This is a genomic window from Micromonospora sp. WMMD1082 (assembly GCF_029626175.1).
Lineage (GTDB): Bacteria > Actinomycetota > Actinomycetes > Mycobacteriales > Micromonosporaceae > Micromonospora.
Genome location: NZ_JARUBM010000002.1, coordinates 3,669,316 through 3,681,005 on the forward strand (window position 1 = coordinate 3,669,316; position 11,690 = coordinate 3,681,005).

The window sequence follows — 11,690 nt, forward strand, 5'->3', positions numbered from 1 at the left end:
ATCCCACCAGCGCTGGTTTCGTCAGTGGTCACGCGAACACCAGGAGGTGGGCCGCATGTCGTGATGGTCCTGCACGACCTGAGCCTTGCCGCCCGCTACGCGACGTGCTCGTCGCAATGAAGGACAGCCGAATCGTCGCCACGGCGCGCCAGCAGAGGTCCTCACCCGGATCTGCTGGAAACCGTGTTCGGCCCGCGCGACGGTGGTGCCCCGACCCGGCTACCGGCACACCTCATGGTCGTTCCCGTGCCACGCTCGGCGAAGCTGTGTCCCGGGGCGTAGCCGGGCTGGTCGCAGTTGACCAAGACGGACGGTTGGCCGTGGATCCTCGAACGTGGACCCGATGTGCTCCAGGGCGTCTGCCGGGCCAGCACGGACGTGGGAAACAGCCATTGATGCCGGCGATCCGGTCACCCCGGCGAGACCGCTACCGCGAACCGGACCGTGGTCGTAAACACGAGGTCGCCCGCCACCGCTCGCGCGCGCTCCACCACCGGGGTCACCTCGGCGAGCGCCTCCGGTAACCGCCGCGCTGGGATCTGCTCCAGCAGGCTGCGTGCACCGTGGGACCAGATCCAGGCCGACCAATGCTCAACGTCGCGGAACCGGCTCTCGAACGCGGCGTCGGTGACGTGCACGTCTCGGTAACCCGTCTCGCGTAGCAGCACCGCGGTCGACTCCGCCGTAGCGAACAGTGCATCGTGTTCCGAGGTCGGCGACCGCCGGCGATCGGCTGGCAGGTAACCGACCAACATTTGCATCGCCTCGGTGAACCTCGGGTCCTGGCTGGCGAAAGTGGTCATGCCGATCCGGCCGTCCGGGCACAGCAACCGGCGATATCCACGCAGCGCGGCGGCTGGGTCGGACAGGAGAAACACCACGAACCCACCGAGCACCACGTCGAACTCCCCCGGCGGCAGCGCGGGCGACTCGGCATCGCCCAGTTCGACCTGGACCTGCGACAGTCCGGCCGCGCGGACCTCGGCCCGGGTCAGCTCGACCATCGTCGGTGCCAGATCGATACCGACGACCCGGCCGGTCGCGCCCACGGCGCGGGCCGCCGGCACCAGCACGGCACCCCGCCCGCAACCGACATCGAGAACTCGCTGGCCGCTGCGAACACCGGCGCGGTGTACCAGTTCCACCCCAGGAGGGCCGAAGAAGTCGACTCCGAGCTGTTCATAGGTTGCTGCCCCACGCTCGAACGCCCCGACCAGAGCTGCCTTGCGCCGCGTCTCCTCGGTCATGCCGCCTCTGATGTCACGAACCGGCCGAAGGCGCCGCAGTCGTGCCTCCGGAGGACGGGCACCATCATTCCGAACATGACTTTCAAACGCAACAAGGTGCGCCGATGCGTCGACCCCTGGCTCACCAGATCGACGTGTGCCGCCCTGCATCAGGGGACGAGTTGCACGGTCGTTGTGGTCCTGTGCGACGCGCCCTATGCGTGGCCGTGCTCGGACTCGGCGCCGGGCGGACGAGTGGCGTCCCGTAGACGTGTCAGTGCTCGTCGTAATGGCCGCCGTGTGCGGCGTGTCGGTGATCATGGTGAATGTAGTCGAGGTGGTCGCCGTGCAGCACCGGGGAGTGGCCACAGCCATCCCCGTGGACATGGTCGTGATCCTCGGCGACCACGTGCTCACCCGACACGCACTCGTCGTAGTGGTCGTCGTGTGCTCGGTGTACGTGCCCGTCATGGAGGTAGTCGGTGTGTCCGTCGTGCACGACCGACACGTGCCCGCACCCGTCACCGTGACGGTGAACGTGCTCCTCGGCGGGATGGTGCCCCTCGGTGCTGCATTCGTCGTAGTGCCCATCGTGTGCGTGGTGTAGGTGCCCGTCGTGCACGAAGTCCACGTGTCCGAGATGCTGCACGCTTGCGTGTCCGCAGTCCGGCCCGTGGGTGTGGCGATGCTCGACGGTGTGGATGCGGTGGCTGGTGCTGGTGCTCATGCGGTCCTCCCGAAGATGGCTTGCGCCTCGACAATATATGCGCGAAGACGCATCTGTCCGGCGGTCGAGAACATGCTGTCGTCGCCCTGAAGTGGCGGAGGGTGAGGGCGGCGGCTTCGCCATCACTGCGCGAGCTCGCGTCGACGTCGTCAAGGCGGCGGCGACGCCCGCCGAAAGTGGGCCGAATGCTCCTCGCGCGACCAGTGGTGGCGGGCCGAACGCGAGGGCGAAGAAGGAAACGAAAACCAATACCGTTAAGCTGGACGTCCTCTCGTGAAGGAGATCCCTGTGGCCGTACCGAAGCGGAAGATGTCGCGGTCGAACACCCGACACCGGCGCGCGCAGTGGAAGGCGAGCGTGCCTCGGCTGGTGCCGTGTGCGTGCCCGCGGAAGGAGATGGTGGTGCCGCACCGGGCCTGTGCCCACTGCGGCCTGTACAGGGGGCGTCAGGTGGTGGATCAGCCGTGAGTGGGCGTCTGCCGGTGACCGTGCTGTCGGGCTTCCTGGGTGCCGGGAAGACCAGCCTGCTCAACCACGTCCTGGCCAACCGTGACGGGCTGCGAGTCGCGGTGATTGTCAACGACATGAGCGAGGTCAACATCGACGCCGCGTTGGTCCGAGACGGTGGAGCGCTGTCGCGGACCGAGGAGCGGCTGGTCGAGTTGACCAACGGATGCATCTGTTGCACGCTGCGCGACGATCTGCTCGACGAGGTGGCCCGGCTGGCGCGGCTGGGCCGCTTCGACTACCTGCTGATCGAATCCAGCGGCATCTCCGAGCCGATGCCGGTGGCCGCTACGTTCGCCTTCGGCGTGGAGGACGGGCAGGTGCTCGACGACCTGGCCCGGCTGGACACCACCGTCACCGTCGTCGACGCGGCGGGTCTGCGGAGCAGGATCCAGTCTGGGGAGAGCTTGGAGGCGCGCGGGCTGGCGGCATACGAGGGGGACGACCGGGGTGTCGCCGACCTGCTGGTCGACCAGATCGAGTTCGCCGACGTGCTGGTAGTCAACAAGACCGATCTGGTCGCACCGGGCGATCTGGCGGTGGTGGAGGCGCTGCTGAGCCGTCTCAATCCGACGGCCCGACAGATCCGCGCTGTTCACGGGCGGATCGCCCCGGCGGAAATCCTGCACACCGGTCGGTTTGACCTGGAACGGGCGGAGACCGCGCCCGGATGGGTCGCCGAGCTCAACGGCGGGCACGTGCCGGAGACCGAGGAGTACGGCATCTCCAGCATGGTGTTCCGCGATCATCGGCCGTTCCACCCACGGCGGCTGTGGGACCTGCTTGGCGGCGGCCTGGACGCCTTCGGTGTGGTGCGCTCGAAGGGGTTCTTGTGGCTGGCCAGCCGGCCAGACGTGCTGGCCCTCTGGTCACACGCCGGCCCGTCGGGACGCTGCGACCCGGTCGGTGTGCCGGTCGCGGTGTCCGGGCAGTGGCCGGAGGATACCGGCGAGCGGGCCGAGCTGGAGTCCCGCTGGCATCCGGTGTTCGGTGACCGGCAGCAGGAGCTCGTCTTCATCGGTGTCGATCTGGACGGCGAGGGTCTGCGGGTTGCTGTGGCCGCCTGCTTGCTCACCGATACCGAGATCGCGGCCGGACAGGACGCGTGGCGGGCGCTGCCGGACCCGTTTCCGGAATGGGATCTTGGCGACCTGCACGACCACGCGAACCCGGTCTCGGTGTGACGATGCCGAGCACGGTGGTCCCGGACGCCATCGCCCGGTGGCGGCGCGACGGAGAGATCATGATGCGCCAGTAAACAGCCGGGCGCGTGGACCTGCTTGCCGCTGGCCTCGCCGCCGTTGAGCAGATCCACGGGTATGCACACATGCAGGTGCTCGACATCGGGGGCGGGCCGGACACCACCGCCGAGGCGATGCTTCATCGGTGGCCCGACACGCACGTCACCGTGCTGGACGTCGACCTGGCCCTGCTTGCCCTGGCCGATACTGCCCTGTCGCAGGTGCGTACCGTCCGGGCCTGCGGCGCGAAGGGTGAGGGCCCGATCCTCGGCACCGACGAAAGCTACACGTGGTGGACCCGCCATCGGCACGTTCACCAACGCATGGCCTCTGGTCGCTGCATGGAAGGAACCGATGAACTGGCAGGAACCTCGACCGGCCCTGTTCGTCCGCGGCGACACCGCCTACGTCACCGAGCCTGCCATCAAAGGAGGTGCACCAGCTCGACCTCGCTGCTGGCAAGCTCGTCGGCTCGGTGGACTGACCGCGATTCGTAACGAGATCAGCGGAACGTTGTCAGCCCACTGAGCTCCAGGAAACCCCCGGCGGCAGAGGTGGTCCTTGCCGCCCTACCGCCGGGGAACTGGCAGCCTCCGGGGGTTCAGGCGGGATCGGTCCGGGTCACCTGCCCACGTCGTTGGGTTGACGCGTTCAGATCAAGCTAGAACACTGTCCATCAACCACCTGATAATGGTTGTCATTCCGGAGATACGGGACGGAGTTCACGCATGACGCAAACCTCCGACAGGGACGAGCGGCCAGGCAGCCCGTCGGACACCACCTCCCGGCCCGACACGGCGGAAGCCTTCTTCGCTCCCGTGAAAGGCAGCCTGGCCGCGATCATCGGGCTGAGCGTCCTGGGCGCGGTCAGCGGCGTGGTGCCGTTCATTGCGATCGTTGAGCTGGCCCGCGCCCTGCTGCCGGCGCTGTCCGGCGGTCAGGTTGATCCCGAGCGTGTGTGGGTGATCGTGCTGGTCGCCGTGCTCGCCTTGTTCGTGAGCTTCGGCACGGCGTTCGCGTCCGGGATGGTCAGCCACCTGGCCGACGCGGAGCTGCAGCTGTCGCTACGGCAGCGGATCATCCGGCATTTGCAGCGCCTGCCGCTGGGTTGGTTCGACACGCGCAGCTCGGGGAGGGTGCGCAAGCTGGTGGAGAACGATGTCGTCGCGCTTCATCAGCTCGTCGCCCACGCGATCCAGGACGTCATCACCGCGGTCGCCGTTCCGGTCATCAGCATTGTCTACCTCTTCGCGGTCCAGTGGCAGCTCGCCCTGGCCGCACTCGTGCCGTTGGTGATCACAGCCACTCTGTATCCGATCTTGATGCGCGGCGGGGCGGAGAAGTATCGACAGTATGACGAGGCGGCGGGCCGGTTGTCGGGGGCGACGGTCGAGTTCGTACACGGCATCGCCGTTGTTAAACGCTTTGGTCAGCTGGGCCGCAGCCACCGCCGCTACCGCGACGCGACGAAGACCTATGTGGAGTTCGTCGGGCAGTGGACGCGAGAGACCGCCGCGATGTTCACGGTGATCGAGATCATCACCTCCCCGGTCGTCATGCTCGTGTGGCTGCTGGCCGTCGGCGTGTGGCTCGTGAACGCGGGGACCGTTGACCCGATTGACGTGCTGCCGGGGCTGTTGCTCGGTCTCGGGCTGACGAGCCCGCTGATGAAGCTCGGCTCGTCGGCGCAGTTCCTGCGCAACGCGACGAAGGCCCGGCAGTCCCTCGCTGCGTTCTTCGCGCTGCCGGCGGTGCCGCAGCCGTCATGGCCGCGCACCCCGGAGGGGAGCACCGTCGACTTCCAGGATGTCTCGTTCAGCTACGACGGTGAGCATCGTGTGCTGCACGAGATCGCGACGAACTGTTCGCCCGGCACCGTCACCGCTCTGGTAGGGGCTTCGGGCTCCGGCAAGTCCACGCTGGCCAAGCTGGTGCCCCGCTTCTACGACGTCACGCAGGGCCGGGTGGCACTCGGCGGCGTGGACGTGCGCGAGATCGCCTCCCACGAGCTGTACCGACAGGTCGGCTTCGTGTTCCAGGACGTGCGGCTGCTGCGCGCGAGCCTGCGCGACAACATCCGCCTTGCCCGCCCGAACGCCACCGACGGGGAGATAGAGCAGGTGGCCCGCGCGGCGCAGATCCACGACCGCATCCTGCGCTTCCCGCGCGGCTACGACTCGGTCGTGGGCGAGGATGCGAACCTTTCCGGCGGCGAGGCACAGCGCGTCACGATCGCCCGCGCTCTACTCACGGACGCGCCGATCCTCGTGCTCGACGAGGCGACTGCGTTCGCCGACCCCGACTCGGAGGCGGCAATCCAGACCGCGCTCAGCGCGCTGGCCGCGGATCGCACGGTGCTCGTGATCGCGCACCGGCTGCACACGATCGTCGGCGTCGACAAGGTCCTCGTCCTTGACGGCGGGCGCGTCATCGAGCGCGGCACCCATGCCGAGCTGGTCTCCGCCGGTGGGCGCTTCGCGCAGATGTGGTCCGCCTACCAGGCCAACCATGCGCGCTCACTCCCGGAAGGAGCTCGAGGATGATCCGGCGTCTGCTGCACTACTCGTCCCCCCAGGCACGTCGCCTCGTCATCGCCGAGCTGGCGTTCATCGTCGCCACTGCGGTGCTTCAGGGCGTCGCGTTTCTCATGCTCGTGCCGCTGCTACGTGCCCTGTTCCGCGGCGACGTGGTGACTGCCGGAGCGTGGCTCACCGCCCTCGCCGGAGTCGGCCTCGCCTACGCGGTGGCGTTCTGGTTCGCCAGCCAGATCGGCATGAAGGCCAGCACCGCAGTGCTCGACTCGCTGCTGACCCGCCTCGGCGACCGGCTCGTGCAACTGCCGGTCACCTGGTTCGACACCGACCGCTCCGGGCTGGTCACCGGCATCGCCACCCAGGGTGCGATGTTCGTCTCCACCACCCCGTACGCAATCCTCCGCCTCATCCTCACCGGCTTCATCACCCCCGGCACCGTCCTCATCGGTATGTACTTCTTCGACTGGCGCCTCGCACTGGCGATGACGGCGGCGGTTCCGGTGATGGTGCTGGGATACCGGTGGCTGCGCAATGGGATCGCCCGAGGGGACGCGGCCCACTCCCGGGCGATCGCCGACGCCTCCAACCGCGTGATCGAGTTCACCCGCGCCCAGTCCGCGCTGCGCACCGCCGGCGACGGCTCGGTCGCCAGCCGGCTTGTCGAGGAGGCGCTGCAGCGTCAGCATCGCGTCTATCGGGGGGTGCTACTCACCGGTGGCGCGGCGATCGCGACGTTCGCCGGCATCGTGCAACTCTCCCTCACGGTCATCCTGGTGCTGGGCGCCTACCTCGCGGTCGGCGGCTCCGTCGACCCGGCGACCCTCATCGCCCTGCTCGTGCTCGGCGTGCGCTTCAACGAGCCGATCGTCGCTGCAGGCGACCTCGGCGGCGGCATCTCCATCGCCCGGACCACGCTCGACCAACTCGACGAGTTCGCCGATCTCCCAGCGTTGCCCGAGCCGGAGGCGCCGCACACGCCGGCAGATTGGTCCATCGGCTTTCACGACGTCACCTTCGGCTACGGAGGAGCACCCGTGCTGCGCCACCTGTCGTTCATCGCCCCGTCAAACCGTATGACGGCAATCGTCGGTCCCTCGGGCTCCGGCAAGACGACGATCACCAAGCTCATGGCCCGCTTCTACGACCCCGAGGACGGCATGGTGACCATCGGCGGCACCCCCATCCCGGCGCTCGGCACCAGCGTGGTCGAGGCCGCTGTCGCCCCGGTGTTCCAAGACGTCTACCTCTTCGACGACACGATCCTCAACAACGTCTGGATCGGCAATCCCGAGCTGACCCGCGAAGAGGTCGTCGCCGCTGCCACCCGTGCCCGCGTTGACGAGATCGTCGACCGGCTACCCGGCGGATGGGACGCCCGGGTCGGCGAGGGCGGCTCGAACCTCTCCGGAGGCGAACGCCAGCGCGTCTCCATCGCTCGCGCGCTACTCAAGGACGCCCCGATCGTGCTGCTCGACGAAGCCACCTCAGCGCTCGACATCGGCAACGAGATCGCCATCGGCGAGGCCATTGACCAGGCCCGCGCCGACCGGACGCTGATCGTCATCGCGCACCGGCTGCAGACAGTCATGACTGCCGATCAGATCGTCATGCTCGACGGCCAGGGCGGCATCCGAGAGTCTGGCACCCACGCCGAGCTGCTCGCGGCCGGCGGCGCCTACGCCAGCTACTGGCGCGAGCGCATTGACGCCGCAGGCTGGCAGCTCGCCTCCCAGGACACTCCTCGCTAATTGTCGAAAGGAGTCGTCCATGGCAGAGACGACCCTCATCGCCAGCGCTGACGCGGTTCCATCGCGCCATGGCGATGGAACCAGGATGTCGACATCCCGGCCCTCGCCGAACTGGCCACACGGCGAGACGGGCGTGGCAGACCCTCGTCTTCGAGGCGCGCAGGCGCAGGCCCACCGGCCGCGGCGGGCAGACGGCCGACATCATCGACAACGATTCGCTTTGCTATGGAAGTCATTTCCATAGGGCGAGATGATGCCCCAGACCTGGCCTAACGCAGGACGGAGGAATGATCATGAGTGACGGCGCTGGTGTGCAGCTGGGAGCGGTCGAGCAGACGTTGATGATCCCGCTGTACGGGCGTGCGGTGGAGACCCGCAAGCGCAGGCCGCTGCTGAGCGATCCCCGCGCGGTGCAGATCGTCGAGTCCCTCGACTACGACTTCACGCGAATGAAGGCGTCCGCCAGCGGCGCCACGGGTGCCGTCTTGCGGACGGTCATGTTCGATGTGTGGGTGCGCCGATTTCTGGCCGAGCACCCCGACGGAACGGTTGTGGAGATCGGCACTGGCCTCAACACTCGGTTCGATCGGCTGGACAACGGCCGGGTCACGTGGTTCGACCTCGACCTTCCCAACGTGATTGCCTTGCGCCGCCGGTTCTTCGACGACACCGATCGACGCCAGATGCTGCCCGCCTCGGTACTTGACCAGGCATGGGTGCCGACGGTGCAGACCGGTCCGGGCCCATACCTGTTCGTGGCCGAGGCTGTCCTGCTGTACTTTGAGCCGCACCAAGTGGAAGATGCGCTCCACCTCATCGGAGCGAACTTTCCCGGCGCGTTGCTGGCGGCGGAGACCGGTGGGCGGGCGATGGCCGATTCGGTGAACCGCAATGACGTCCTGCGCTCGATGGGAGCACGGATGACCTGGATGTGCGAGGATCCCGCCGAGGTGGAATGCCTCGGCGTGCGACTACTCGAATCGCGTACGTTCCTCGAGCCCCCACCAGAGCTGCGCGCCCGGATGCCGCTACGGCTCCGGGCGCTATCACTCGTCATGGGCGCCGTGTTCCGCCGTCGAGTACGCAGTTACCGGCTGAACCTGTTCCGTTTCGTCGAAGACGTGACGGAACCTCGACCGGAGTCGGCGAGTAGGTGAGCACGTGATGGGGCCTCGTCCTAACCGGCTCTCCTGATCCGCTTGAGTGCTGGTGAGCGTGCTGCGGCAAATCGGGACCAAGTCGACCCGCACCCCAGCCGCGCAGCGGCGAGGAGGAGAGGCGGCGCGGTAGAGCCCTTCCGGGTGGCGTGGCTACGACAGGCAGGCACTGCGTGTGCCGCATCCTCGATCTTGAACAGCAATGTATGCAAGATCAGCCGTGCGCAGCTCTCTGCACTCCAACGAGTACCCGACACCTACTGGTGCAGATGTGCGCGCTGGCCCTCGCGGTCGAAGACCATGATCAGTTCGGCCGGCTCGTCAAGCGCTGTCATCGAGTGTGGCGTCATCGTCGAAAACTCGGCTGCCTCGCCCTTATTGACTTCGATCTGCCGCTCGCCGAGCCACAGCAGCACCCTGCCCTCGAGCACCAGGAACCAGTCGTACCCCGGATGGACCCGCTGGTCCGGCATCGTCGCCTCGGGCTCCAACCGGACCTTCATCGCCATGGTGCGCCCATCGACGCGGCTCAGCGGCCATGTTGTGCGCGAACCCGAACGGTGCTGCACGGGACGGATCACCACGTCCTCGTCGCTGGTTGCCTCGAAAAGTACGTCGAGGCTGACCTGTAGCGCGTCGGCCAAGGGCACGAGCACATCGAGGCTGAGCGTCCGTTTGCCAGTCTCGACCCGGCTGATCGTCGACGGGCTGAGGTTGGTGCGCTCGGCGAGTTCGTCCAGGGAGTAGCCGAGCGTGGTGCGGATGCTTCGCAGCCGGGTGCGTGCCAGACGTTCCACTTCACGGCGGTCGTTCATCTCCCCAGCATGGAGACGCTTTGCGAATCTCGCAATCTGTCTTTCACATACCGCTAGGCGTTCCTACGCTAGACGCATGACAGACCGTGCCCACGGAACCTCCGAACACCTACCGCACCAGAGCATCGTCCGCAGATGCGACGTTGCCGTCATCGGCGGATCGGCGGCCGGTCTGGCCGCCGCGCTGCAGCTCGTTCGTCAGCGACGCTCGGTCATCGTCGTTGAGGACGGCACGCCGCGGAATGCGCCGGCCGCGCACATGCACGGCTACCTCGGACGCGAGGGCACCCCGCCCGAGGCGATGCGGACCATCGGGCGCGAGGAGGTCCATAGCTATGGTGGCAACGTCCTCACCGGCCGTGTCCTGGCGGTGCGGACGGAGGACGACGGGTTCCACCTCGCACTCTCGGGCGGCCACGGCCTCGTCGCACGCCGGATACTGGCCGCGACCGGCATCGCTGATGAGCTCCCCGACATCGAGGGCCTCGCCGAGCGTTGGGGCCGCCAGGTGATCAACTGTCCGTTCTGTCATGGCTGGGAGGTCCGCGACCTGCGGGTCGTGCAGATCGTCACGACAGCGATCGGACTGCACCCGACCCCGCTGATGCGGCATCTGACCGACCAGTTGACCGTGGTGCTGCATGACGCGACGGGGATCGACCCGGCCGCAGTGCAGACCCTCGTCACTTCCGGGGTCCCGGTGGTCGAGAGTGCTGTGCGCCGGGTAGCCGATGCTGGCCCGGACGGGTCACTTGTCGTCGAGCTCGCCGACGGCCGCAGCCTGCCAACCGACGCGATCCTCACCGGGGCTCGGTTCCGCCCCCGGGTCGAGACGCTCGCCGGGCTCGGCATCGTCACCACGGCCCACCCCAGCGGACTCGGTGACCTCGTCGCGGTTGACTCCACCGGACGTACCAACGTGGAGGGCGTCTTCGCCGCCGGGAACCTCACGGATCCGAGCGCCCAGGTCCTGCAGGCTGCGGCGAACGGCAGCTGGATCGGCGCCCAGATCGCCTTCAGCCTCGCCGCCGAGGACACCACGGCGGGCGTCCGCCCTTCCGGCGTCGCGATTGAGTGGGACAGTCGCTACGGGGAACAGGAACGCATGTGGAGTGCCAACCCGAACGGCACACTCATGACGGAGGCGACGGACCTGTCCCCCGGGCGGGCGCTCGACGTCGGCGCGGGTGAAGGAGCCGACGCGCTCTGGCTGGCCGAACGAGGCTGGCAGGTGACCGCCTCCGACGTCTCCAGTAGGGCACTCGACCGCATCCGGTCCGAAGCGGAACGTCGCGGGCTCGACGTGCGCACGCTGCACTGTGACGCCAACGACCCCGCCGCATACGCAGACGAGACCTACGACCTCGTCTCCCTGCAGTACGGTTCGTTCCAGCGCACCCCCGAGCAACGCGGCCTACGCAACCTGCTCGACGCCGTGACCGTCGGCGGGACGCTGCTCGTCGTCGGTCACGACCTGACCTCACTACAGCAGCCGTCGGACCCCGGCGAGCAGACCCGCATGTATGACCCGGAGGCGTACGTCGGCATCGACGAGATCGCCGCCGCGATCACGGCTTCAGGCGACTGGCGCATCGACGTGAACGAGACCCGCCCGCGCCCCCCAGGGGCGATGAGCACACACCACGTCAACGACGTCGTGCTGCGCGCCGTCCGATTGGGCCGCCGCATGGAGTGAAGGCCACGCCGAAGGGGTTGAAGGCCAAGCTAGCCATCC

The 11,690-nt window shown here is 67.8% G+C and carries 10 protein-coding genes; 7 read left to right on the forward strand and 3 right to left on the reverse strand.

What is annotated here, in order from left to right; genetic code table 11:
• Positions 1-410: 410 nt before the first annotated feature.
• On the reverse strand, positions 411-1,247 hold the full coding sequence (locus O7615_RS17045) for a class I SAM-dependent methyltransferase (RefSeq protein ID WP_278178647.1): 837 nt from the start codon (positions 1,245-1,247) through the stop codon (positions 411-413).
• Positions 1,248-1,500: 253 nt separating this feature from the next.
• Positions 1,501-1,953, reverse strand: a complete 453-nt coding sequence (locus tag O7615_RS17050) for a hypothetical protein (RefSeq protein ID WP_278178648.1) — start codon at positions 1,951-1,953, stop codon at positions 1,501-1,503.
• A 288-nt stretch (positions 1,954-2,241) separates the two neighbouring features.
• Here O7615_RS17050 and rpmF point away from each other — a divergent pair, with 288 nt between their 5' ends.
• The 6 genes from rpmF (at position 2,242) to O7615_RS17080 (ending at position 9,140) form a co-directional block, all read left to right on the forward strand.
• Entirely contained in the window at positions 2,242-2,421 is a 180-nt protein-coding gene (gene rpmF / locus O7615_RS17055) for a 50S ribosomal protein L32 (protein ID WP_278178649.1), read from the forward strand.
• Complete coding sequence (locus tag O7615_RS17060; protein ID WP_278178650.1) at positions 2,418-3,644, forward strand: GTP-binding protein; 1,227 nt, start codon at positions 2,418-2,420, stop codon at positions 3,642-3,644. Before rpmF ends, O7615_RS17060 begins: the two co-directional genes overlap by 4 nt.
• An 86-nt stretch (positions 3,645-3,730) precedes the next feature.
• Positions 3,731-4,198 carry a hypothetical protein gene (locus O7615_RS17065; RefSeq protein WP_278178651.1) on the forward strand — a complete coding sequence of 156 codons (468 nt, stop codon included), beginning with the start codon at positions 3,731-3,733 and terminating at the stop codon, positions 4,196-4,198.
• A 231-nt stretch (positions 4,199-4,429) separates the two neighbouring features.
• On the forward strand, positions 4,430-6,244 hold the full coding sequence (locus O7615_RS17070; protein WP_278178652.1) for an ABC transporter ATP-binding protein: 1,815 nt from the start codon (positions 4,430-4,432) through the stop codon (positions 6,242-6,244).
• Positions 6,241-7,983: an ABC transporter ATP-binding protein gene (locus O7615_RS17075; protein ID WP_278178653.1), complete on the forward strand. Its 1,743-nt coding sequence runs from the start codon at positions 6,241-6,243 to the stop codon at positions 7,981-7,983. The genes O7615_RS17070 and O7615_RS17075 overlap by 4 nt, the downstream gene beginning before the upstream one ends.
• A gap of 293 nt (positions 7,984-8,276) precedes the next feature.
• A complete protein-coding gene (locus tag O7615_RS17080) occupies positions 8,277-9,140 on the forward strand; it encodes a class I SAM-dependent methyltransferase (protein ID WP_278178654.1) in 864 nt (287 codons plus the stop codon).
• Between the two features lie 257 nt (positions 9,141-9,397).
• On the opposite strand, the gene O7615_RS17085 is transcribed toward O7615_RS17080, so the two are convergent.
• Positions 9,398-9,955 carry an XRE family transcriptional regulator gene (locus O7615_RS17085; protein WP_278178655.1) on the reverse strand — a complete coding sequence of 186 codons (558 nt, stop codon included), beginning with the start codon at positions 9,953-9,955 and terminating at the stop codon, positions 9,398-9,400.
• Here O7615_RS17085 and O7615_RS17090 point away from each other — a divergent pair.
• Positions 9,918-11,651: a bifunctional NAD(P)/FAD-dependent oxidoreductase/class I SAM-dependent methyltransferase gene (locus tag O7615_RS17090; RefSeq protein WP_278178656.1), complete on the forward strand. Its 1,734-nt coding sequence runs from the start codon at positions 9,918-9,920 to the stop codon at positions 11,649-11,651. The two genes, O7615_RS17085 and O7615_RS17090, sit on opposite strands and share 38 nt — an antisense overlap.
• Positions 11,652-11,690 lie beyond the last annotated feature (39 nt).